We start from the raw sequence: 24,152 nt of genomic DNA, 5'->3' as shown, positions 1-24,152 counted from the left end.
CTAGGCCGGTATCATAAAGGAGGTTGTCCTGTTGGAACTCAAGGGGAAGACCATTGGATTCGCAGTGACGGGATCGCATTGTACGTATGCAGAAGCGTTTCCCTCAAAAGTGAGAATAAATCAATTCCAATCGAATTCGAGCCTTCCGTCTTTATAAACAGTGACTTTGTGAATTGCAGTCCTGAGGATCATCGATCGTTCTGTTTCGTTCAAATTCTCCCATTGGTTACGTATCTGATACAGTGATGTTCGAATCTCCTCAAAAGTGTCGTCTGGTTGCATCATCTCTAACTCGTCTAAACGGGTCAGGAGAGCCTTTTTTTCTTCCTCTAAGGCATTTACCCTTGCTACGACCTTTGCTTCGTCTATAGAGCCATTCTCGAAGGCTGTGTACCATCGTTCAAGCTTGTCGTCGATGGATTGTATTTCTGCTGAAATTGATGCAATTGCCTGGTCGATGTCGTTGTCTGTATTTCTCTCGCGTAATTCTTCACGCAACAATTCGGGATCAATGGTTGCCTCATCCTGTAAGGCACGGATGACGGACGCTTCCAACTCATCTCGTTTGAAATATCGATTAGAACATGATGAATGACCTGCATGCTTTGAGCTACATAAATAATAATTATGTTCGCTTCGACCGTTATCCCGTTTGTAATGAATGTGTTTCATCGTGGACCCACACTCGCCGCAAATGAGCAAATTACTCAGTAAGTATCGACCGTACGGGGAACGTCCTTTCTTGCGTTTACGGATTTCTTCTTGAACTGCATACCAAGTCTCTTCATCGACAATCGGGTCATGAAGGCCATCAACAAGGTTTCCGTCATAATTGAGTTTCCCCATATAAATGGGGTTCGTCACCATGTACAGAAACGTTTTATGGTGTGAGAAGAAGCGCCCTTTTTCCCGCTTATCAAGCCAACGACCGATTGATGTATAAGACTGACCTTTCAGCACACGACTAAACATCTCTCGAACTAGGTCCGCTTGTTGTGGCACAACAATAAGTCGTTGTTGTTCTGTTGACCACTCGTAACCGTATGGAATGGGGCCACCATACCACAAACCACGCCTGGTACGTTGACGCTTACCTGTTCGTGAGCGTTCAACAATCGTGTCTCTCTCTAATTGTGCGAACACAGCTAGAATCCCAAGCATCGCCTTACCAATGGGAGTGGATGTATCAAACGGTTCGGTTGCAGAACGAAACGCAGCACCATTTGCTTCGAATACATCTTCGAGCAAATACAATGCATCGCGTAGTTTACGACTCAGGCGGTCGATCTTATACACAACCACCATGTTCACGCGGCCGCTCCTGATATGCCGAATTAAACGTGTGAGTTGTGGACGGTTCAAATTGGTTCCTGTGTACCCATCATCCACATAATGCTCGTAGTCCTTCCATCCCTGTGACTCACAGAATGCCGCGAGTCTTTCCTTTTGATGGTCAATGGAAAAACCATGTTGCGCCTGTTCATCGGTTGAAACGCGGCAGTAAAGCGCTATGGTCACCTATAATCACCTCGGAACCATACTAACCAACCATCAATCAGTTAACATCCCCAAATAAATTCCTCTGAATCGACCTGTTCAACCTGTTCCAGTCCTGCTTTCACAATGCCATCTAATACGCCTAACACAATGAAATCATTCCGGTTGCGCCGCTCGGATGGGATTCTGTCGCCGCATACACGTAGAATCGGTTCTGTGTTCCAGATGTCTTCAATGATGCGGAGTGATACGTCATCTCCGAACGCGACCACGCACACCTGGCACTCGTCATTCGGCCACCGTTGTTCACGGAAGATGGCGTAGTCACCGGGCATGAGCCCGGCTGAATCCAGTCCATCATCAACCACTTGGATGGCGAAACGTTTGTATGGCGTATACGAGCGCACAAGGAGGTTCGGGGCGTCATAGACCGGATCCATGATGGTGTATTGCAGCGAAGGTACGGCGCCCATGATTTGAACCGCGAACATCTCACTCATGCGTAACCTCCTTACAACGCGGCGCGCCGGCGGCGACCAATGACGCGACCGTCTTTCACAAGGTACTCAATCGAGGGATTGAAGTGATTTCGGTAACTGTAGTCGTATGTAGCGCGCTCCTCAGCGATGGCAGCGGCCAGTTGTGCTTCGGCCGCGAGTGCCTGCATCCGTCGTTCAAGGAGTCCTAAACGTCCATCCATAAACGTCTCGGGCACGTCAAAGTGGTATGCCAACTGACTGACTTGCTGCTCACGCGACGAGGCTTCTACCCAACAGTTCGCAATCATGAATGTGGGCACCAAGGCGTATGCCGCAAACTTATCGGCCTGCCACTCTTGGAGTGCGCGGAAATCCTCCCTTAGAAACTCCTGTCGTCCGGCGTGAAGTAGAACATGACCGAGCTCGTGTGCCAGCTGGACCTTCTGCAACTCCCAGGGCAGACGGTTATCGACGATTATGGAGTACATATTGTGATCGGTTTCAATATGCGTAGTGGGCATTGATGAGTAATGAATCCAGACCCCCGCATCCCATGCGAACATCTCCAAGTCGATGTCTTGAGGTGACTTGACATGATTTTTGCGGTAAAAATCGACGATTGCAGCTTCCAACGGCGTGGGGCGATAGTACTGTAGTTGCAACAACGAGGCTTCCTCCTGTGAAAATGTGGGTGTTCGTTGCGAGTGATACGAACACACGTTCGACAAAATGTGCTAAAATTGTATCATCGTTTGGTGGTATTTGAGAAGAATTATTTTTGTGGGATGATCCACCCATATGGTAAGATGCAGGTGAACATGAACGGAGATGATTGCTGTGGCAGTCATGAATTCGCATATCGAGTGGACTGAGGCTACCTGGAATCCCACAACGGGATGTACGAAAGTGAGTGAAGGGTGCCGCCACTGTTATGCTGAGACGATGGCGAAACGACTCAAGGCGATGGGGCAACCCAGATATCAAAATGGATTCAAATTGACACTCCACGAAGACCTCGTTGATTTGCCGCTCAAGTGGAAGAAGCCGCGCAAAGTGTTTGTGAACAGCATGTCGGACCTATTCCATAAGGATGTGCCGACGGATTTTATTGTGAGGGTATTCGCTACGATGAATGCGGCAAGTCAGCACACGTTTCAGGTTTTAACAAAGAGACCGGAACGTGTTGCAGAGATCGCACATCTTTTGAACTGGACGGACAACATCTGGATGGGAACAAGCGTTGAAGACATGCGAGTGGCCGGTCGCGTTGAGCACCTTCGCAGAGTACCAGCTGTGGTCCGATTCCTTTCGTGCGAACCCCTGCTCGGGTCACTTGCTGACCTAAATCTCGAGGGAATTCATTGGGTGATTGTTGGGGGAGAGTCAGGACCGGGAGCTCGTCCGATGGATGCGAAATGGGCTCGTGAACTCAGGGATAAATGCCTTGAAAGAGGAATAGCCTACTTCTTTAAACAGTGGGGCGGCGTCCAGAAGCATCGTACCGGCAGACTTCTGGATGATCGAACATGGGATGAGATTCCGTCAACGCTATCGACGTATGCATGAACAGGAGCCAATTGGCTCCCGTTCTTTATGAGAAAGCCATTATGGTACCAGGTGGGAAACTCCCAGTTTTCTTTCGGGATGAATTGACTACCTTAAGTTCATTGCCTTTTTCCATTGGGTTAAGAATCTGGCGCTTGAAGTGCGTTGATAAAAACGGAGTTTCGCACAGTACAAAGTCTTCTATCTCCTCTATTGTCACCGTTTGACCACTGAATTTGTTTACGATTAGTTGTTTAAGGTACGCGTAATCCGGTTCATTGCTGAATAAGACTGCCTGCGATGGGTCGGTAGCATCTGAAAATGTATAGGCACCGCCAGTGTCGACTCTCCACATAGCATCCTTCATTTTTTCCAATCCTTTCTTGTGGTTAGTACCGTAGAAGAGAAAGTACTTGGTGGTATTCTTAAAACCTTTCATTTCAAACGAACGAACATAACGAGCTGCATGTTGTTCTAACTGTTTTTGATACAAGTCATGAATTGCTTGTCGACGTGCTGATGGGTCCAAACTCTTAAGATTTAAGGTACGCCAATCATCACATCCAAATAACATTGTCATTACCTGTTCTTGACCCGCGCGAGTGATGAAACGGTTAACGAATTCATACATGAAATTGATAAACACTTCACATTTGGGGTGCTTCATTAAGCGTTGGATTAAACTGAATGGAAGTGTGTAGCCGAAAGGGTCTATAAACACGAACGCCGGTGCTAGGTTGGATCCCTTGCTTTCCAGGAAATCGAGGATATTTGACGTGGCTACCTCGAAAGTCGAGTTCATTGTCTTAACAGATATTTGCTGCGGGATTTTCATCTGAGCGATCGTTTGCGTCAGTGAGGCGAAACGGTCGCCGTCTTGTTCAATGAACAAACAAACAATCTCTGGCTTAGGCCAATTGTTTTTCGTACACGCGTCAAGGTAATTCATTGCTTCTTTTAACACAATGACCGGTGAACCATCTTCGCCTTGGTCATACACACCCGGTCCTGCATAACCGTCGATGAAAAGAATACGTTGGTTCCATTTTCCCATGATCGGGAACCATGCGCGCAGATAGTTGCGAAGAATAATGTGTTTAGCAAGAGTATGTGGTTCTAGTGTCCAGATTGTCGGCAGATTGTCGTTCATTAAAACGACCTCCTCTATGAGTTATTGAATTGCGCACCTTAGAAATCACTGAATGTTCCAACAATGATGGACAGAAGAACGTTGCTCAGTGAACAACGTTCTCTCCCAAACTGCTTGTTATTGAGTTTTCACCTCATTACGACACATGCAACGTCAATCGAATGGTCTTACCGTTGGCGGTTATGTACACAGGCCAATTGCCCGGTGTGGTCCGTGTGCCAACCATCCAAGTCCATGTGACAATCCCCGCTGAAGTGGCTCTCTTGGGAGTTAGCCCCGCCGCTTTACTTCTGCCGGACTTGTAGTACACCGCGATGGAGCACCAAGCTCCTGGCGACGTTTTAATGGTCACATAGGCGTTGGCACCGTGACGAACATTCAGTTTCGACGATACAACTTTGATGCTAGTCGTGGTGGCTTTAACCGATGATGACGAGTGTACCGCTGTGGCAGCCGAAGCCGTTGTGGCAGGTCCAGTTGCAAACATAGATGTTGCAGCGATGACGGCCGCGCTGATCAGTCCAGTGATCCTTGCCCATACTTTGCTTCGCAAATCCATTCCTCCTATCTATAGTTGAAATTAAATATTCCAATAAACCGCATAGTTTGCGGGTTATTGGGCTGCGTAAAAGATAAGGCGTGACTAGCACCTTTGTTTGTACTCCCTTTACTTCCGCCCTGTTCTGTTACATATCCCTCACACTGGCCCACATCGAGTACAGAATGACGACGAAACCTATAGCCCCACAGGCGACTTGGCTTAGGCTCCACACCTTGCCGCCAACACTAATGTAGGCAGCATTGAACAACGCAGAAGCACTCACCACGAACGTTCCAAGTAGTAGTGCCTTTCGAGCACGAGTCATTCGTTCACGGAACTGCAGGCCCACCATAACTAAGATGCAGACGAATACCAGAACATCGAAAGCAACTATCATTGATCATTCCCCTTGCTTTTGCCCCGGCTTCCGACCTTTCTCCAGGTCGTATATCAGCTTCAAACTCCGCATATATGCTTCCTTGTCTTTCGACTGGTGGAAGTCGTAAAAAAACTGCCCGGTCACGTGTTCTTTTACCCATTCAAGAAACTCGCGTTCTTCGGGGGAGATAGATGCATCTACACCTTTCGATACTGTATCCCCCGTGATGAGGTAGTCGGTGGTCGTATCTAATAACTCAGCGAGCTTAGCCAAAGTGTCGGCATCCGGTTCATTTACGCCATTTTCGTACTGGGATATTGTTGACTTCGCAAGTTTCAGTCGATCAGCAACGTCTTGCTGTGTCATTTTCTTTGCCTTGCGGAGTTGTCTTAACCGCTCGCCAATCATGCCGTTCACCACCTCATAACCAGATTGTACACGGACAATGAACAATCAAAATTTCTTTACCAAAAAAGTTCATGAAAAATGTATTTGTGTATTGACGTTCATAAATCATGAACATATAATCGAGGTGTAAAGTTCATGAAACATGAACGGAGGTGAAAGCAGTGAATGAAGCGCTCAAGACCGCTCGTTTGGAAAAGGGATATACCCAAGAACAAATGGCTGAGTTCCTTGGATACAAGTCAAAAAGCGGTTATTGCATGATCGAGCGCGGAACAAACCAACCGCCCCTGAGAATTGCATTGAAGATCTCTGAACTTCTTGGAAAACCGATTAATGTTCTTTTTCATGGGATAGATGTTCATGATTCGAGAACATCTGACGAAACGGCATGAAGAAACGCTCTCCACTCAAACGCAAGACACCGCTTTGGCGGACCAGTTCCTTGAAAAGAGCGTACCCAAAGAGGAAGAAACTCAAGCGGACGACGTACACCAAGGAGTTGCGCGAGCACATCACGGAGCTGGGCGAGTATTGCCGGGTTTGTGGTGGAGCTGGTCATCACGTATACCACGTAATCCCATGAGGGTGCTACAAGGTACATCCAGAGTGGTACACGATCAGCGGCGTAAACGACGAGCGGAATCTCACGTACGTATGAAGTCGTACCACAACAAGATCCACTCTGATGAATTCCTGCGGTAGTCGTGAGATTCAAGAACAACGATTTGGACCGCACAGAAACGTGGCGTTGGTTGATCCATCCGCAAGTGACCAAGCGGAGGCGGCATAAGCCTTAACGAGGAGGTGGCGTAGTGGTTGAGTCCAAAATCAGCCGCGAAGCGCAGCGCATCATCGCCAGGATTCTTGTTGAGGCTGCCATGCGGAAAGAGCGAGAACAAGGAAAAGCTACTCAGCCGAAATCGACAGCTTAATATCGACCTCGCTGTACCGTTTGCGGAGCTCGACGGCAAGGTCGGCAAGCATCTCCTGCACCAGTTGTAGGATGGTCTGAACACGGAGACTCGGTTCATTTCCTGGTAAGTGGTCAATATGTTGACGGATGTTCACGGAAATCTCTCCTTAAGTGAGGGGTTAGGGGAGCGGCGTGAACCGCTCCGGGGGAATTTTGGACAAGCGAGAGGAGGTGAGGACGTGAGGAGAAAGGACGCAATGGTGCGGAAGATGCTGAGGTTATTGCGTCAGGGGGCAGGACTTTCGACAGAAGCGCTGGCTCACAAGCTGAACGTAGACCGGAGCCTCATCAGCAGGATTGAGAGCGCAAACGCGCCGCTAGGTCCCGAACTCATGCTCGATTGGATAACGGCATGTGGTGGTAAGTCGCTGACCTCCTTTGTGATCGCAGGTATGCAAGGTCTAGAAACATTCTACGACCTATTTAACGGGAATCATGCTGGCTACGCACTTAGCACCTTAGCACGGGAACTTCACACAAAACGTGCAGAAATACAGCAAATCGTGAAACTTGCGGAAGGAGTGAACGAGATGTCACGGATGAGCACAGTGGACTGGATGAGGACCTACGGCGTTGAAGTGGCTGCAACAGAGCGGTTTAGTGTGGTTGGCACTCCAATCATCACAACGAGCGGTCTTGCAAAACTCGAGACTAGCATCATCAAACTGCAAGCCGCCATCGACGTACTCCGGGACAGAAAAAAGGAGTTTGACGCTCAAGGTGAGTGGAAAGCAGCAACGATGTGTGAATCGGTGATCGGTTGTCTGCTAGAAAATTTCCAAGTTTTGAGGTCATTACAAAAAGACCTCCTCGCAGTCCCGGGCCGGTAGGCGAGAAGGCTTTGTGAAAACACACAGTGACAATTTAGCATAAAGGAGGTTTGGAACGCGAGCGCATTGGCTGGAGCAATGATTGCACGAGAGAACGTAGCCCTTCCAATGTCATCGGGTGACTCCGTGATACGAGGTAAATGGGGATGGTATCTCAGACCAATTCGGATGCGCATTTCACAGATATTCCAGATTCATTCCTTGGTCCGCAATTGATTACATCGAAGTCCACAGAGGTGCAACTGATGCCGAGATGAGTGTTTCGACGGCCACGACCTACATACATCGAACACGGATACTCACGTGGTGGCACCAGGAGAGTCATAGACTATAGCACGGTGAGTGGATACAAGGCATGACACATGGGATGTGGTGGACGAAATAGAGCGGATTTACGGGTTAGGTAGTTCAGACATAAGCCAGGGCAAGTTCTAATAGTACCGTAGCGGGGAAGTGACACGATGAACTTCTTTCGAGAGTTGAACGCGTTCCGGGATTGGTCAATGCTAAACGGTCCGTCAACAGGTCAAGTTGCTTTATGGTACTCGCTCATGAGCATAAACAACGTTACCGGTTGGGTTGACTGGTTTACTGCGACCAATCAAACGCTGCAACTCATGACCGGTCTTTCGCGGCAAGGCCTAGATAAAGCACGTAATCAACTCGTACAGAAAGGCTTGATCGAATACCAGAAAGGTTGTTCGAATCGCGTCGGGAAGTATCGGATGGTCAGCTTTGAAAGTCACAAGGTAGGCACACAAGTAGTCACGGGAGGAGCCACAGCAGTGGACAGACCGGTTGACGCAGTGGTAGGCATAGCAGGAGCGTTTGAGGAGTCACAGCAGCAGCGTTCTGGTAGCACATTAGTTAAACATAAACAAAACGAAACTAAACAAGACAGGAAATCATCATCATCGTCTAAGGCGCTTGCGTTGGTCTCGCAAGCCTATGAATCCGAGATCGGCGCTGTTACGAGCATGGTGGCCGAGGAACTTGTCGCATTGTTGGATGAATACTCCGCGGACTGGATTCTCGATGCGATCAAGCAGGCCGCGGTGCAAAACGTCCGCAAGCTCTCATACATCCGCAGCACGCTCGCCAACTGGCGGACGGAAGGCCGTGGAGGAAAAAACCGCAAGGCGAAGCTTGCGCAGATTCATGCCAAATCATCGAAGGGGTCGGAGTTGAAGGATGCGAAAGGAGGGGCACAAGGTGGAAAGCATCGGTCAATCACTCAGCCGGATGATGAGTGGGCTCGCATCGAAGCAAAATTCTTCGGCGGCTGAGTGCCGATATTGCGGTAGCCCCATGCGGCACATCACGACCGTCAAGCTCGGCGACACGGAATACCCGTTCGGCCCGCTCGTCTGTGACTGTCCGGAATTCGTCCGCAAGCGCGAGGAAGAACGGCGCCAGCGCGAAGAACAAGAGCGTCTCGAACAGGATCGGCAACGGGAAGCGCACATCGAGGCGCTGTTCCGCCGAAGCGCGCTTCCCGAACGCTGGCGGACCCGGACATTCGAACGGTTTGAGGTCACGCCCGCAAATACCGGGGCCTTTGCGACAGCCAAGGCGTATGCGGAAGGATTCGATCCGGAAGCGGGCAAAGGGCTGCTGCTGACAGGAACCGTCGGGACCGGCAAAACCCATCTGGCGGCAGCTATCGCCATGGAACTTATCGGCCGCGAGCACACGGTGGTGTTCGGCACGGTCACGAGCCTGCTTGCTCAGGTTCGCAGTGCCTATGGTGACGACAGGGTGTCAGAGATGGACATGATGCGACGGTTCACGCGTTGCAACCTGCTGATTATCGACGACCTGGGCAAGGAGAGAGTCAGCGATTGGGTCGAGCAGACGGTTTACGAAATCATCAACACGCGTTACGAGCGCAACCGCTCCCTTATCATCACGACGAACATGAGCCTTGCTGAAATTCGAGCGAAGTACGTGAACGTGGGCAACGCCATCGTGGATCGCATTCTCGAGATGTGCCAGGGAATCAGGATGGTTGGTGACAGTTGGCGTCATAAGGCGCTTCTCTAGCGTGGTGAAGTGATTGGGGATGAAGCGTAAGGCGAATGTGACGGAACTGGAGCCGAAACAGACGGATGTGTGCTGGATGTTTGTTGGGTCAAGATTCCCGACAAGTCGAATGTGAGCAACATCAAGGTCACGCTCCGAAGTCTCGTCTCCCAACTCGACAAATAGCCAGAGTTCAGAGCGGTCAAAGGCATCCGGCTCTCGTGGGAGAACAGGTCGATCCGAATCGAGCTTGAGGGAAACTGAGGCCTCGTGATGACGCTGAACGCGGGAGACTGTTCCGTCGTCAAGCGGCGAATGGGAAACACCCCAGGACCTGTCTAATCGCCTAAACGAAGAGTTTTGCTTCGACCTCGACGTCTGCGCGACCGCCGGAAAATGCGAAATGCGAGCGGTATGTCACGCCGGAACAGGGCGGCCTCGATGCAGCGGTGGGCGTGGCACACGTGTTCCGATCTCACAAAAACAGGAGTGAAGAACATGCAAGACTTCATTCGGGAGTACCAAGAGCAAATTGTCCTTCTCCGCAAGAAAAAGAACCTCTGCAAGGACTTCGAGCAAAAGAAAATCTACGTCAGCATGATTGAAAGCCTCAGTTATGCCCTCCGAGAAATGACCGGGGAGGATTACGAAGACACCCGGACTGTGCTAGTTGACCCCGATGTTTTAAGCAGCATCGCCGTAAGCCACGACACCTACGAGATGTTTGAGCATGAAAACCACGAAACGGACGCCCCGGTGGCACTCGATATGCGCTGCCTGTCATGTCAGGAATCGCGTGTTCTCCGTTTGCTCATGGGCGGAATGAGCTTTCAGGAAGTAGCCCAGGACATGGGCGTTACAAAAAGCACAGTTCAAAAGTACGCGGAACGCGCCAAAGCCAAGCTCCGAAGGCTGCAAAACAGCGGCGTTCAGATGGCCCTGTTTGACGATACGAAGGATACCGAAGGTGTCTATATCTCGGGCCTGTGGAAGTCCAAAGTTGCCGTACATTGACGCTTTTATGAGGCGATGGACATGAACATAGAGCATTTTATCTGCAGGAAGTGCGGGTATTGGCGCACCGTCGAGAGCCGGGGAACCGTGGTAAGCAGCCCCGTATGTCGCGTGTGCAATGCTCCAATGCGTAAGGTGCGACTGATCCAAACGACATTGAATCTGGAGGGATACAAGTTTGACGTGGCTACTTCGCAATGAGCTCGTTGCCGGTGTTGTTGGCGCTGTTGTCGTTGCCTCTCTAGCTGGGTGCGGTATTTTCTCTCGGACCCCAAACGTAAGCGGAACGTGGACGGTGAAGTACAGCCGGAACACGGAGGTAGATAAGCTCACCTTGACAGAGCAGACCGACGGGTCACTGGCTGGGGAGGTTGCTGATACATCATCGACTGATTCCATGCCCGTTACGGGCCGCATCACGAATGGCGGACAAATCACGTTTACCGCCTCGGGAGTAGGCACGGCGGTTTGGACCGGAATGCTGAAAGGCAATGAAATCACTGGAACATTTCACGCGCCATACACCCCATCACAAACATTTGAGGCAAACAGGAGTTGATTTACATGATTCACGCAACAGTTCATCACGTAGAAGTTGATCCAGCACCAGTCCATAAAGTCGTTCATGCAGCGCCCGCGCCAGTTTGCAAAATCACAGAGCCGAAGCGTTGCTGAAGGTGGAGATCTATACACAAGCGACATGCAATATGAACGTAATCTTCGGGTTTGTCTAGACCACATGGAAGGCAAGACAAACGTCTTTAGTGTACGACCAGATGCCGTACTGCGAAGCCACAATCAACTGGGGCAAAGTGACGAGTACAGGCTAGTACCATGTTTTGATTGCTTGCATTTGACATACGCCTCCGCTGATGCGAGAGGCGTTTTTTAGTGGGAAAGGAGGGACAACGTTGAACTACCGCACGCACTCGATGACGGGAGCGTTGGCAATGGAACTGATACTGGTCGAGACACATGCTCCAGTACATTGGTGGTCTCCAGTTTTGATTATCGCGTCAGGACTATCGGCCACGGTTCCAGATATCGACCACCCCGAGAGCGCGGTGTCGCACAGAGTGCCGCTTGTCGGCATAATCGCCCGCTTCTTGAAACACAGGACTGTCACACACAGCTTACTTGCAGTCGTTGCAGTATGGGCCTTGTTGGTCCGTTTCTTGTACTTTGATTTGCCTGGGGGGATGCCGTGGGATAGCCTCGCGTGGTCTATGGTGATTGGATACGCAAGTCACCCGTTTATCGACCTATTCAACCCGGAAGGCGTTCAGTTGTTTTGGCCCTTGCCGTACTGGGTGAGGGTGTTACCTGAACCGCTGGCTATTCCAGTGAATTCGCTACGCGAAGAGATTGTTTGCTTGATTTTCAAGTTGGCTGTCGTTGTTATCGGGATTTCTTGGGCGTTGGTGAATTTGCGTTTTCACGTGCCGGTTCTGGATTCCTTCGCTTGGCACGTCATTAAAACCATTACTTTCGGGAGGTACTAACGATGAAAAAAGCGGTTATGAGAAGCATAGCTGCAATGTTTTTAACCGCAGTATGCAGTGTATCGGTTGCATTTGCTGCTAGCAATCCATTAGCAAGTGTACCGTCTGTAGGAGTTGGCGGTAGCGGCCCGGGGAGCGGGGTGTATATCTACGTCATGCCGCAGGTGGCGTTCGTGTTCCTGTTGTTCTTGGCGATTCTGGCTACGTGGTACTTCATTACGCACAAACATACAAAGCTCATTTCGTTGGTCGTTGTTGCTGTAATCGTGGGCGTGATGGTACTCGACCCGAAGGCGCTCGGTCCTCTCATTAGCTGGTTCGCCGGCCTGTTCCAGCAGCTATAAGGTGATGTAATGGCGAACAGGACATATAGAAAGCTGTGGCAACAGCGGCCCGCGCTCACCAGTTTGGGGAATTTCAAGTTTCCGTTTGGCTTTCGTATCACCCTAGACGGGATGCTTGCGTTCCTCATTTGCCTTATTCCAGCGCGTTTCTTGCAACCGATGATTTCAGGCCTATCCGCTATCGTTACGGGTAGGCCATTGTCAAAGCCTCTTGTGATCTTCGGGTTAGCCGCACTTGGGGCGTGGGCTTCGACCAAGATCGACCCTGACGGAAAGCCCCTTCCCCTCTATGTACTAAACTTCGTTGCGTACCTCTTTAGGCCGCACGGAACAAACGGATGGACACCAGTCCGAATACGAAAAAAGCCCATGAATGTAACCCTTAACGCAAAGTGCATCATTCGTCGTACACCTCCCCAAGATTGAGGGAGGTGTTTTTAGTGGCTCAACTTTTCCCGGCTATACACTGGCACGAAAACCGGATATTCGACTCGCGGGGCCGCGTTTGGGGCGTGTATCGGTTACCCCAGTTCCCGTATGAACATCGGGGACAGAATGAGCAGTGGTCGGTTTCCGAGAGGTTTGAACGGTTCCTGCACATGTATAGCGGGCAAGGCATGTTGCTGAGTGTTGCAAGGCAAAAGTCACTCAGGCAGTTGGAAGAACACATGCGCTCCCGATCCGATAGCGAAGAATGGCAAGCGCATGTTGACGCCGCGATTGAAGAGTTGGCGTTCCGTCAGGCGTACGACCGGGAAGTGTATCTCGTCCTTCCGCTGCGTACATCGGTGGCAGGGTTTCGTATCGACACGGCCCTTTCGGACTCTGAGCATATCAAACGGTCCATGTCACAAGTGGCGCAACAGGTTCTTGGAGGTCTTGCTTACCTAAAGGACAGAGTGTTTGGCGTAGGACGAGAGATCCCGGTGCATCTCATTGAAACGGCCGAGATTGCAGACAGACAGTTGTTGGCGAAACTAAACGCCGCGATGGGCGGCTCGGTACAGCGTGCGAGTCCTGCCGACATCGAATGGCTACACCGAAAACCATATTTCAGGGGTCTCGAAGAACCGCCAAGCAGGATGCCGAAGGAACTGGCGACAGCAACCTCCATGAGACGCGGGCGGAAATCCAAACGGCCTTACCGTTCCACGATGATTGATATAGCGTCCGCCTACGTTAAAGAGGACCTGTTTCGGCTGAGGATAGTGCATATCAACAAGCGAGTCAGTTATCAGTCCATCATGGCGTTGGCGAACTTCACAGACTCCATCGAGGACTTCGGTGACGAGTGGCTTTACTATCCGCTGGAACGGCTGGACTTCCCGATTGACGCCTGTGTGCATTTCGAGGTAACGCCCGGGCATTTGGCGCGTGGTAAGGTTCGACGCAAGAAAGGCGCGGCCTTAGACCAGTGGGAAGAATTCGAGAAGGATGGCGAGTTATCGCTCGACCTCGAGGACGGTCTTGCAGATGCACCAGTTCTAGAGCAAAAGCTGAAGCGCATGCCGCTTGTCGAATTCCAGGCATTCCTCGCGATTGGTGCGGATAACGAGGACACGCTAATCGAGCGAGAGGAAATCCTGATTAACGCCTACGACGGGTACGCAAAGCCCGTACATCCTCCGGGCGATGCAATTGCGCTGTGGCGAGCATTCTTCCCCTGTACGGTCGGTGGCGTCCATTGGAACGTGCCAGCCGAACCGAGAGTGCTGTCCTGTGCCGCGCCTTTGGGAACGAGCGCACTAGGGGACCCGGAAGGGATGTTGCTCGGTCACTTGCTCGGTAGCGGCAAACCGGTATTCATGGCGCCGGAAAGACCGATGACGGTACTGAACCACACGGGATCTATTGCCTTGGTTGGTACGCTCGGGTCTGGTAAGTCCATGACAGCGAAGTACATCGGTGACCACATCCTCGCTATGGGAGGCGTGGGATTCGTCCTAGACCCTAAGCAGGACGAATACTGGAGCCTTTACGACAAGTGGCAGGATGAAGCGTACTGGTTGCGGTATGGGTCGGATTCAGACGCGGCGTTCAGCCCGTTCCGATTGGCGAAAACCGCGCACGACTGTCGGGCTATCGCGCAAAGCTGGCTGTCGATTCTGTTCAACATATCTAGCAGCCGAGAGGACAAATACGGGTCCATCGTAATAGACGCGGCGCTTCATCGGATGTACCAAGGCGACACATGGGACATGGATACGTTCATCCAGTGCCTAGAGGAACAAGTCAACGAATCCGATGACCCGGAAGAGCAAAGGGTCGGGAAGCTGTTTATCCGGCTCTTGGAGCAGTATCGTACGGACCCGGTGAAGTCTTGCGTGTTCGGTAAGGACGGTATATCCCGCTCGGTTGCGTCCGCACGATTGGTTGTGCAAAGCCTGTTGGGTCTTGATTTCCCTGACGCTTCGCAAACGAACCCGGACAAATGGCGTGACAGCCAGCGTTTCGCGGTGTCGATGCTGTACCTATCCACGCAGATCGGCCTTAAAAAGCTGATGGAGTCGGACATAAACACCATCAAATTCTTCTTGATTGACGAGGCGTGGATGCTGCGGGCAATACCCGAAGGCCGTGCGCTAATCAACAAGGTTCTGCTGATGGGACGCGCCATGAATCTAATCCTCATCCTTGGCGTACAAAACCCGGACGTGCTACTGCCGAAGGACGAGAACGACGACATCACGGCGAACCTTGGTTGGATGTTCTTCTTCAAGCTGGAGAGTCGCATCCAAGTGAAACACGCCGTAGAAATCCTCAACTTGCCGACAGACGAGGATTGGCAGAAAACATTCTCCGCCTACGAGAAAGGACGCGGCATAGTACGTGACCCGCTCGGGAGAGTCGGTGAAATCCAGATTGACATTCTGCCGGAAAGCCTGAAAGAAGTGTTCAGTACGACACCCGGTCAGGCCCGCAGAAGGCAGGTGGCGGTGAGTTGATTCCGTGGAATCAGTACCCGCCTACAGCGTACCAGTGGGACTACATCCCGCCTAGCGCGTGGAAGACACTTAATCCGTTGAGCGGTGTAGTCCCGGGCGCGTTAAACGATGTCGCCAACTTCGTTTTTACGCTTGGGACGATGAGTTTCAACACCTTGCTTTCGTTCCTGCAATTCTCTATCGACCCAAGCTCGTTGCTGAACCCGGTGGAACAGGAAATCGGGAACTTGCTCCATAAGGGTTACAGTTCGGTGTTCTTGCCGCTGTTCCCTGCCATGGTCTCAATCGTCGCGTTGTTCCTGCTGTATCGCTTCGTCCGGGCGCATCACGCATCGGTAATGCAAATTATCACGATGTTTGTTGTGATAACGGGCATGGCGATGTACTTCTACACGAACTTCGCGCCCGTCATGAAGCAACTGACGACGTTTGACGATGCAATGTCCGGCTGGATGCTCAATACGGCGTCAGAGATAGGCCAAGCGGCCACGGGAACAGTCGGCGTGAATCCGAATATCAACAACACGCTTTCAGTGATTTGGGACCAGTACGTGTTAACCCCGTGGGAGCAAGGCGAATTCGGTAAGGCAAGCCCGAACCTGTCAGACTACAACGTGAGCAAGCAGGAAGTCGGGAAGACATGGAAGGATGACAACGGGAAACAGCAAACCATCAAGCCAACTGATAACTGGGTCAATCTGATGCTCAGTCACGAGGAAGGCGGAGACGCACGAAGCAATCTGGCCGGAATCCTTTACGACACGAGCACTCAGCGGGCGGGAGCGTACGCAAACGCGAATCCTGACCCATCTGCACGATTGGCAGAGGCTGCGTTCTATGTGTTCTTCCCGTTGGCGATTCTGCCACCCATCATCTTTGTGGGGCTCATGGGTTGCCTTCTCCTAGCGTTTACGTTCGGGTTTATCTTCTTGGTGTTGAAGCTCGCGGTGACGTTTCCGCTCGGGATTATCCCGGACTACGGATGGAATTACTTTTTCAAGACGCTTAAAAACACAGCCGGGGTGCTTATCTCCAAGGTTCTGCATGCCATGTATCTCGGGATTACGCTGTTGGTCTTGGAGCTCGTGTCAAACGCCTTATTCTCGGCGAACTACGGAACGATGATGGTCGGATTGATGATCAATAGCGTAATCTGCGTGATGGCGATTATCTACCGTGGTTGGTTCATCAAAGCGATATCGAGCCGACTTCCGAAAGAATATCAGTGGTCTTGGAAAGAGCAAATTCAAAAGGCCAAGATTGAGGCTCAACGCGGAACCGCGCCAGTTCGCAACATGGCTCGGAAAATCGCGCAGATACACAACAGGAAAGCGGCAACTGAACCCACTGGCGTACAGGCACAAAGCGATACCAAGACCGCTACAAAAGGCGCGTTGGCAGGTCGCTTGCGTCCCACAAATACGGAGCGTGTTGTGGATGACGCAAAACCGAAACGTCCAGTAAAGCCTGTGACGAAAGGTGTTATGGCTCACTTCGTCAGTGAAAATAAAAGTTTCACAGAGCAGAGCCAAACCAAGAATGAGAAGCCGATACGAAAGAGAGTGCGCGATATCGCTCCCCCGGTTCAAAGGGATAGTTCAGAACCACCAAAGGTATATCGCGTGAAATCCGGTCAATCGGCTTTGAAGGAAAAGGTCGCAACGATGTCGCAGAATCCGCCGAAAACCGAAAAGCCAGCGCCAAAGATGGTGGCGAGAAAGGTTCAGGTATCTACGACACAACAACCGCAAAACAATCGGCCCGTTCGTCGATTTAGGCCGATAAGATGACCCCGCTCGGGGTCTTTTTTATTGCCGTTCAAAGCCGCTTAGTAGGAGGTGATTCCTTTGCTGGAAGCCGTGGTATTGCGGTGGGTAAAGGCGAATCCGGGTAAAACCGTTCTCATTGCGGGTCTCGCGATTTCTCCTTTCATCCTCCTGCCTTTCATGTCATTGGTCACATTCTTAACGATTCTTGACCCACAAGCATTTGACGCTGTTGCAAACATGCCGCTTCCGGGAGACTGGAACGGGCCTGTCGCGGTAAAGCCCGGCGTTATTCCGGCCAAGTATCTACCCGACTTACAGCACGCCGCTATGGCAGAACGTGTGCCATTACAGCTACTTGCCGGGGAAGCGGAAACCGAGTCTGGATTTAGGCCGGACGCCACGAACTACGCGCCTGGAACGCACGCCGCAGGGATGTTTCAGTTTGAACCCGCTTCATGGTCTGGATGGGCAAACCCGTACTCGAACAACTCCACATTCGACACAAACCCATCACGCATCAAGCAGTACGGAGGATACGGCGTAGACGCAAACGGGGATGGCTCAGCAAGCCCGTTTGACCCTGCCGATGCGGCGATGGCAGCGGCCACGTACCTGAGACAGCTTTACAACCAGTATGGACATCGTTGGAGTCTCGCGTGTTTTTGGTACGGGTCGGAGACACAGGCGTACGTGAACACGGTTTTCGGCTACACAGAAGGGTTTATAGCCACGACGCCGCCGCAAAAGGCCGGAAACGGTTACTGGTTCCTTGGCGGCACGAATTCAAAGTTGAGTCAAAACAACGGGAACAACATCACATTATCGGCGCCAGCGTGGGACCCGATAATCGCGCCTGTCGACGGTACGCTTTCCATCCAGTACGGAAGCTCGGGTGATTCCATCTCACTAGACACCGGGGCCGGGACGCTCAAATTCTCGGGAGGCGTTGTGGCGTGGACCAATAACGGGAGCGACGTAAAGGCTGGCTCGGTGATAGGCTTCACAACCGGAAACATCAACGTGACAGGTCCACAAAACCCGTTGCAGATGCTAGGAATTTCAACGCCGAAATGGGCGCAATAAGGAGGTTGTGTATATGGATTGGCGTTACCTTCGGATTCTACCGAAAGACAATCATCAACTTCACTCGGGCCAAGTAACGCAGTTCCTGAACAAGTTGTGGGGATTCCAGCGGCCTATGGTGCAAGCACTTCGCAAAGGGCAAACCATGTTTCGCTCCATTTTCCGCAAGACGACAGCGGGAGAGGTCGAGTGGTACATGGGGATTGCCGAAGACAGGATGCAAGGCTTTTCTGCCGCGTTTCTTTCGTCCTTTCCTCAACTGGAACGTGCAGAAGTACAGCCCGAGTATATGGACTTTTTACAGCGCGTATACATGGGCACGTTCCTGAAACTCGGGCAAAAAGGAGACCGCAAGGGCCTTCCCCTTGGAACGCTAAAGGATGGAGACCCGCTCCCGTCGATTCTGTACGGTATGGGGGTTGGCGCGGAAAGCAACGAAGAAACTGTTCTCGATGTCGTCATTTCCCCTGCGTCTCACAGAACGCTGTACAACGTTGTGAAGCGTACCGAACGCGCCGTGAGCAAGCAAGGAGACCAGCGGATTGACCCATTGGATCGTTTGGCACACTTAGGACACGAGGTCGCCCGAGACCTTGTAAGCGACGGCCACGGGACCCCTCCTAAGAAGACCACGAAACAAACAAAGATGTCGGATCTAGACCCGCAAGACCAGAACCGCGTCCAGTCAGTTCGCCGCCGATATACGGGTCAGGAGTTCGGTTTTCAAACGTGGATTCGACTTGGAGTATGCGCCACTCCAGATAAAGGACAGGAGAAGTATGTGAAAGCAGTTGCGAACTCCCGCTTGCGGTCGATGGTCAACGGCTTTATGGACTGGCAATCGTACAACTACCTCACGGAAAACCGCTATTTTCGTGGGAAAAAGGCTGCGGAAAGCATACGGTCAGGCCGACCTCCAAGATTTCATGAAATGATACTCACGGCCCCGGAATTGGCTTGCCTGTGGCATATTCCCGACTCGCGCAATCCGGTCTTTCAGTACATCCCATCTGTACGTGAACACGCGCAGACGTTGAAGGATGGCGAGCTGAACCAGGGCGTGTATATCGGAGTGATGAAGCACCCCGTTCAGAAGGAAAGGCAAGTGGCGATTCCGTTCAAAGAGTTCCAGAAGCACTTCCTGCTTACGGGCATGACTGGCTCGGGTAAATCCTCGGAATTAGTGGCTATGTGCGATTCGTTAATCCAGCAGTGGAAATCGTCTCCGTGTTCCCCGGGGTTTAGCTTGATAGACCCGGCGCAGGAAACCATCGTGATATTGCTTACCCGTATGTTGAACGCGGGCCTGACAGACGAACAGTGGAGTAAGGTTCACTATGTATCGCTCAAAAACTCGGAGCATCCTATCGGCCTGAACCTGCTTTATAGGGCTCCGGGAACATCTGCCGACGACTTGGCGGAAGAAGCGATGGAATTGCTCAAATTCGCCTACGGTGGCGACACGCCGCAGATGGACCGACTGCTGAGAAACGGGCTGCGGACGTTGCTGGAGGACGAATCACAGGCCCATACCATTGTCGGCCTAATCCCGCTGTTTACTGACGAGAGATTCCGCGAACGTGTACTCGCGCATGTACATGACTCAGTTCTCCGCATGTTTTGGGAACGAGAATTCCCGGCGATTGAGGGCAATATCGAGAAGGCGATGGGACCGCTGTTGAACCGTCTGAATCCGTTTATCTCAAATAAGGCCATGCGCCGTATGTTTGGACAGCGCGAGTTTAGCCTAGACCTCAAACGCTACATGGACGAAGGCCACATTTTCTTTTGGGATGTCCTCGGAGTTGGCAAAGAGCAAATGAAGCTCGCTGCCGGATTTCTGATTACGCAGTACCATAGGGCCGCGCAGACAAGGCAAGTTGGCTCCATGACGCACTTCCTTATAGTTGACGAGGCTCACAAGGTACAGATCCCGGTAGAGGAAAAAATCATTGCGGAGGACCGGAAATTCGGATTGTCCCTCGGCCTGAGTACCCAGTTCGTTGAACAATTCGCTGACTGGCTAAAACTCGCTGTCAAAAACAACGTGCAGAACATCTTCTCGTGCGCCCAAGGGACAGACGCTGCGGCCAGTGTTGCGGCTATGACAAATGGGTACTTTGAGCGCTCCTATTTGCAGGGTCTGCCCGAGCGCACGGTTGCGGTTTACACCAAAATCAATGGTCAACCGAGAAGCCTAGAGGTGACTGTACCCCCACCGTATATGTACTTACCGGGAGGAAAACCCGTGAACAAAGACAATCCCCGGGAGATCGAACAGGCTACAAGGCTGGCACTGGAGAAGGCCCGGGAGTTACAAGCCCGCGACGGTCGATCCATAAAGGATATCGACGCGGAACTGGACGACTATCTGATGACGAAAACACCGTTGCAACAGGAAAAGCGAGAAGAAGAGCCGGAATCCGAAGATGACGTTCTATTTTCCCTGTGAGGTGATTGCATGATTCTAAAGTGGCCCGAGTTACCGTTCAAGCCCGAGGAACAGGTATTGGGGATGTTGTTTGATGGCGGGATGCTTACCCGCGAACAAATAAAGATATTGACGGGATGGACCGATACGAAAGTCGCGTATTGCTTTAGACGGATATACAAAAAGGCAGGTACCGAGGAAGAACCGATGATTCGGCATCGATTCTTGCCGGGTCCTCGCTTTAGATTCATGGTTTATTCCCTAACCGTGACTGGCGTTAGATACGTTTACGACATGCTTGGAATCGAGCATCGTGTGCGAGTGGCCCCGGAAGGTCAGTTAGCGCACTACATGGGAATCAACAATATTGCGGTGCGAACTGTGCAACGCTACGGCCGACAGAATGTAACGTGGCTATCCTCGCGTGAGATTACGGAAGAAATAGCTCTGTCTCGTCGCCTGTATGGAAACGGAGAATCGGAAAAAAGTCGAGTCGTACGTCCAGACGCGGCAGTTGGTGTTAATGGAGGTCGTTCCGCGTGGATTGAATATGACAACGCCACGGAATCGACCGCAAAGCTGGAAGGTAAGTTCCGCGCCTATGCCAACTTGCACAAAGAACTGGGTAAGCACATGAAACCCGTGGTATGGGTAACTCCCACCGAGGCCCGTAAGAACTTCCTCCAGAGAGTGTATATAGCATTACGAAAACAGATCGCTCTACCTGATGACATGCAACATTTATTCTTCACGGAAGGAGAGGAACAGGACTGGTTAGGAGGCGGAAAACAGACAGTGAGAGAGGCCAGCGAACAGGCATTATAAAAATGGCTTACGTATAGCGGAAGGCATAAAGTCTTTTTAATTTCCCTTACAGCCGTAAGGGATTTTTTATATGTAAGGATAGTCACAGAGACACTCAGATGGATACCCACAGAGATACCTACAGAGATACATGTTAGAGACCAATTTTGTCGTACAATGCCACATAGGTGAAAAGGGTAAAAATCAACGGAGGTGCCATCGGTACGCTGAAGATTACGGAACGGAGCGCACGCAGGGGTCACAATCCTCAAACCGGTGAGCCGATTATGATTCCTGCAAAGACGACTATCGTTCGGAGACCGAAAGAAGACGTTCTGAAAAACATCGCTTCCTGAAAGTAGCCCGCCCGGGACCTAGACGGGTTTCTTCGTTGGCTGGCCTAGCTTTGGACGGCTCAAGTGGATCCTCGCTCACGACAGTACCGTAGCTTCTCGCGTGTTCCCCAAAAACCGACTACAGATACCATTTTTTCGGTTTATTTAAATTGTTGTTTCTCCCTGAATTGTTATTGTTTTACAGTCATCCATCTTCATCTAAACTAAGATAGGCCTCCAGATTATTTAACCCATGCAACGTATTTGACATCCCTCGTAAGGAGTGACCGGCTTCAAGAACCACGGGAATTCGGCATATCGCCTCACTCTCGATGAGCGGAATAATATTTGTCCTATTTCTGTAACAAAATACAAATTATATGCAATAAAGTACGACTCTTTGGTACCAGGTAATTATCTGCTAGAATTGGTCATGGGAAATGAAAGTTACATACCGTTAGTCAGAATTAGCTCTTCACGACGAATGCACGGAACCTAACTCTATCCATTATCTTGGCGAAGAAGACCGAGTTACAACCGCTGACTCCCAAAGATGCCGGGATACAAGTCATTTCAGAGAATGAATCCAGACTGCTCATCATTGACGGGCACGTCATGGAAAAGTCCTTACAACATTTCGGTTATACAAGGGAATGGTTGCTGGGAGAAATCATGAAGCAGGGTGCATCAGATTTCAGAGACGTATTTATTGCACAAGTGGACTCAAATGGAAATGTGTACGTTGACCTCTATAAGGATGTGCAAAAGGAGCCGCCAATTAAGGAAAAACCTTTACTGGCAGCATCCTTGCAAAAAATCCAAGCAGATCTCGAGATGTTCGCTCTGCAAACTGAGAATCGACAAGCCAAGGAGACCTATGGCGAGGCAGCGACCCATCTTAAAAGCCTGATCGCACAAATCAGTCCCTTTTTAAAAGAGTAACCGTTAAGGATCAAATGAGGAGCGGTTTCGGTTAAAACCGACGTAATATCAAATTTTTGGTGATTATGTCGTGAACTGCCCCTCAGCATTGTGAGAGGGAAAGGTAATATGAGGAATATTGGTCCATGGCACGAGTCAATTTCGGTATTATTAAACATCCCTAATGAATTGTGCTTTTATGGATTCATTAACCCAAAATTCCGTTCTGATAACCCCTTTTAGACATACATTTTTTCCCTTGATAAGAGCTTCCGTAACTGCTCATACTCAGAATGAATTTTCGAAAAAATGCGGGGGAGCCGACATGGGAATGGTACACAATGCAGTCGGGAAGTTTAACGTGAATCAGCGAACTGAACTTTTTTATCGCAGATTTATTCCCAGCAAACCTTCCTTGGTTTTGGTATTTATTCACGGGGCAGGTCAGCATTCCGGACAGTTCGTCGATTTGGGAAGGTATTGTTTGCAACATAATATTGCTTTCTACGCATTTGATCTGCGGGGGTTTGGACAATCGACGGGGAAACGTGGCCACGTACATTCGTTTTATGAGTATCTGGATGACATGCACAAATTTATTGGGTTTGTGAGGGAGGTGCATCCTGGTGAACCCATCTTCTTGTTAGGACACAGCTTGGGTGGGACGATCGTCGCACGGTATGGGCAAGAGTATGTAAGTCAAGTGCAGGGAGCGATTTTTTCATCACCTGCCTTGAGACTTCGATTTCATATTCCAAAATCTTTATATCTCGTGTGTCACTTCCTTTCGTTCCTTACCCCAAGGATGTCCATGGATCTGAATCAGTGGTGTAACCTTGTAACAAGGGTTTGTCGGCTCACTGATACATATACATTTGTGGAAAATGATCCTTTGTTTACTTGTAATTTTTCCGTCCGATGGGTGAATCAACTCCTTGCCAACGGCCAACAGGCATTGAGGAAAGCACGAAATTTTCAAATGGCTACACTCTGTCTCGGTGGAACAAATGATCCATTAGTGGATCCAGTCGCTGTACAAGAATTTTACGATTCGTTACAGGTAAAAGACAAAAAATTTGTTTTGTTTGAAGCAAATCATGAGCTTTTGCAAGAGGATAGTAAAGAGACTGTCTACGAAAGTATTATCGAGTGGTTGAAATGCCATCTTTAGGATAATGCA

The 24,152-nt window shown here is 50.6% G+C and carries 26 protein-coding genes; 18 read left to right on the top strand and 8 right to left on the bottom strand.

Annotation, left to right across the window (positions count from 1 at the left end; translation table 11 throughout):
- Positions 1 to 120: 120 nt before the first annotated feature.
- Genes YWK_RS20430 through YWK_RS21205 form a run of 3 tightly spaced genes read right to left on the bottom strand, consistent with a single transcriptional unit; the run spans position 121 to position 2,641 of the window.
- A complete protein-coding gene (locus YWK_RS20430; protein WP_035467335.1) occupies positions 121 to 1,518 on the bottom strand; it encodes a recombinase family protein in 1,398 nt (465 codons plus the stop codon).
- A 41-nt stretch (positions 1,519 to 1,559) separates the two neighbouring features.
- On the bottom strand, positions 1,560 to 1,997 hold the full coding sequence (locus tag YWK_RS0116395; protein ID WP_026965653.1) for a hypothetical protein: 438 nt from the start codon (positions 1,995 to 1,997) through the stop codon (positions 1,560 to 1,562).
- An 11-nt stretch (positions 1,998 to 2,008) separates the two neighbouring features.
- Entirely contained in the window at positions 2,009 to 2,641 is a 633-nt protein-coding gene (locus YWK_RS21205; protein ID WP_051375694.1) for an ImmA/IrrE family metallo-endopeptidase, read from the bottom strand.
- Positions 2,642 to 2,822: 181 nt separating this feature from the next.
- Here YWK_RS21205 and YWK_RS0116385 point away from each other — a divergent pair, with 181 nt between their 5' ends.
- Complete coding sequence (locus tag YWK_RS0116385; RefSeq protein WP_035467349.1) at positions 2,823 to 3,542, top strand: DUF5131 family protein; 720 nt, start codon at positions 2,823 to 2,825, stop codon at positions 3,540 to 3,542.
- 25 nt (positions 3,543 to 3,567) lie between these two features.
- Here YWK_RS0116385 and YWK_RS0116380 read toward each other — a convergent pair whose 3' ends face one another.
- From YWK_RS0116380 to YWK_RS20415, 4 genes are all read right to left on the bottom strand, one after another.
- Positions 3,568 to 4,671, bottom strand: a complete 1,104-nt coding sequence (locus YWK_RS0116380; RefSeq protein ID WP_051375692.1) for a three-Cys-motif partner protein TcmP — start codon at positions 4,669 to 4,671, stop codon at positions 3,568 to 3,570.
- A gap of 136 nt (positions 4,672 to 4,807) precedes the next feature.
- The gene (locus YWK_RS20420) at positions 4,808 to 5,224 is read right to left on the bottom strand and encodes a hypothetical protein (RefSeq protein ID WP_026965650.1); all 417 of its coding nucleotides are present in this window, start codon (positions 5,222 to 5,224) and stop codon (positions 4,808 to 4,810) included.
- A 133-nt stretch (positions 5,225 to 5,357) separates the two neighbouring features.
- Entirely contained in the window at positions 5,358 to 5,609 is a 252-nt protein-coding gene (locus YWK_RS0116370; protein WP_026965649.1) for a hypothetical protein, read from the bottom strand.
- 3 nt (positions 5,610 to 5,612) lie between these two features.
- Positions 5,613 to 5,999: a helix-turn-helix domain-containing protein gene (locus YWK_RS20415; RefSeq protein WP_051375691.1), complete on the bottom strand. Its 387-nt coding sequence runs from the start codon at positions 5,997 to 5,999 to the stop codon at positions 5,613 to 5,615.
- Positions 6,000 to 6,160: 161 nt separating this feature from the next.
- Here YWK_RS20415 and YWK_RS0116360 point away from each other — a divergent pair, with 161 nt between their 5' ends.
- Positions 6,161 to 6,391, top strand: coding sequence for a helix-turn-helix transcriptional regulator (locus YWK_RS0116360; protein ID WP_026965648.1), 231 nt, complete (start codon positions 6,161 to 6,163; stop codon positions 6,389 to 6,391).
- A 514-nt stretch (positions 6,392 to 6,905) separates the two neighbouring features.
- Here the strand turns inward: YWK_RS0116360 and YWK_RS22005 are convergent.
- Complete coding sequence (locus tag YWK_RS22005; protein WP_156909194.1) at positions 6,906 to 7,067, bottom strand: hypothetical protein; 162 nt, start codon at positions 7,065 to 7,067, stop codon at positions 6,906 to 6,908.
- Between the two features lie 84 nt (positions 7,068 to 7,151).
- On the opposite strand from YWK_RS22005, the gene YWK_RS20410 reads away from it, so the two are divergent.
- The 16 genes from YWK_RS20410 to YWK_RS21190 all read left to right on the top strand — a co-directional run bounded on the left by YWK_RS20410 (position 7,152) and on the right by YWK_RS21190 (position 24,143).
- Entirely contained in the window at positions 7,152 to 7,802 is a 651-nt protein-coding gene (locus tag YWK_RS20410; protein ID WP_035467333.1) for a helix-turn-helix domain-containing protein, read from the top strand.
- A 461-nt stretch (positions 7,803 to 8,263) separates the two neighbouring features.
- Positions 8,264 to 9,088 (top strand): DnaD domain-containing protein, encoded by an 825-nt coding sequence (locus tag YWK_RS21200; protein WP_051375690.1) that lies wholly within the window; start codon positions 8,264 to 8,266, stop codon positions 9,086 to 9,088.
- Positions 9,015 to 9,845, top strand: coding sequence for an ATP-binding protein (locus YWK_RS20400; RefSeq protein WP_169727201.1), 831 nt, complete (start codon positions 9,015 to 9,017; stop codon positions 9,843 to 9,845). Before YWK_RS21200 ends, YWK_RS20400 begins: the two co-directional genes overlap by 74 nt.
- Positions 9,846 to 10,322: 477 nt before the next feature.
- Positions 10,323 to 10,838, top strand: a complete 516-nt coding sequence (locus tag YWK_RS0116325; RefSeq protein WP_026965647.1) for a sigma factor-like helix-turn-helix DNA-binding protein — start codon at positions 10,323 to 10,325, stop codon at positions 10,836 to 10,838.
- A gap of 178 nt (positions 10,839 to 11,016) precedes the next feature.
- A complete protein-coding gene (locus YWK_RS0116320) occupies positions 11,017 to 11,397 on the top strand; it encodes a hypothetical protein (protein ID WP_026965646.1) in 381 nt (126 codons plus the stop codon).
- Between the two features lie 352 nt (positions 11,398 to 11,749).
- A complete protein-coding gene (locus tag YWK_RS21195; protein ID WP_026965645.1) occupies positions 11,750 to 12,340 on the top strand; it encodes a metal-dependent hydrolase in 591 nt (196 codons plus the stop codon).
- Between the two features lie 2 nt (positions 12,341 to 12,342).
- Entirely contained in the window at positions 12,343 to 12,684 is a 342-nt protein-coding gene (locus YWK_RS0116310) for a hypothetical protein (protein ID WP_026965644.1), read from the top strand.
- Between the two features lie 9 nt (positions 12,685 to 12,693).
- On the top strand, positions 12,694 to 13,110 hold the full coding sequence (locus tag YWK_RS22945) for a TcpE family conjugal transfer membrane protein (RefSeq protein ID WP_026965643.1): 417 nt from the start codon (positions 12,694 to 12,696) through the stop codon (positions 13,108 to 13,110).
- Between the two features lie 14 nt (positions 13,111 to 13,124).
- Positions 13,125 to 15,629, top strand: a complete 2,505-nt coding sequence (locus YWK_RS20390) for an ATP-binding protein (RefSeq protein ID WP_051375688.1) — start codon at positions 13,125 to 13,127, stop codon at positions 15,627 to 15,629.
- A complete protein-coding gene (locus tag YWK_RS0116295; protein WP_026965642.1) occupies positions 15,626 to 17,419 on the top strand; it encodes a hypothetical protein in 1,794 nt (597 codons plus the stop codon). Before YWK_RS20390 ends, YWK_RS0116295 begins: the two co-directional genes overlap by 4 nt.
- Positions 17,420 to 17,476: 57 nt before the next feature.
- Entirely contained in the window at positions 17,477 to 18,481 is a 1,005-nt protein-coding gene (locus YWK_RS0116290) for a transglycosylase SLT domain-containing protein (RefSeq protein WP_026965641.1), read from the top strand.
- Between the two features lie 13 nt (positions 18,482 to 18,494).
- Positions 18,495 to 20,933, top strand: a complete 2,439-nt coding sequence (locus YWK_RS20385) for a type IV secretory system conjugative DNA transfer family protein (RefSeq protein ID WP_051375687.1) — start codon at positions 18,495 to 18,497, stop codon at positions 20,931 to 20,933.
- Positions 20,934 to 20,942: 9 nt separating this feature from the next.
- Positions 20,943 to 21,737, top strand: a complete 795-nt coding sequence (locus YWK_RS0116280) for a replication-relaxation family protein (RefSeq protein ID WP_026965640.1) — start codon at positions 20,943 to 20,945, stop codon at positions 21,735 to 21,737.
- A gap of 167 nt (positions 21,738 to 21,904) precedes the next feature.
- Positions 21,905 to 22,072, top strand: a complete 168-nt coding sequence (locus YWK_RS21625) for an HU family DNA-binding protein (protein ID WP_084453800.1) — start codon at positions 21,905 to 21,907, stop codon at positions 22,070 to 22,072.
- Positions 22,073 to 22,564: 492 nt separating this feature from the next.
- A complete protein-coding gene (locus YWK_RS20380; RefSeq protein WP_051375686.1) occupies positions 22,565 to 22,993 on the top strand; it encodes a YetF domain-containing protein in 429 nt (142 codons plus the stop codon).
- A 304-nt stretch (positions 22,994 to 23,297) separates the two neighbouring features.
- Entirely contained in the window at positions 23,298 to 24,143 is an 846-nt protein-coding gene (locus tag YWK_RS21190) for an alpha/beta hydrolase (RefSeq protein WP_026965639.1), read from the top strand.
- The last annotated feature ends 9 nt before the right edge of the window (positions 24,144 to 24,152 follow it).

This window comes from Alicyclobacillus pomorum DSM 14955 (assembly GCF_000472905.1).
Lineage (GTDB): Bacteria > Bacillota > Bacilli > Alicyclobacillales > Alicyclobacillaceae > Alicyclobacillus_A > Alicyclobacillus_A pomorum.
This window is presented reverse-complemented; position numbering and strand designations above follow the sequence as displayed.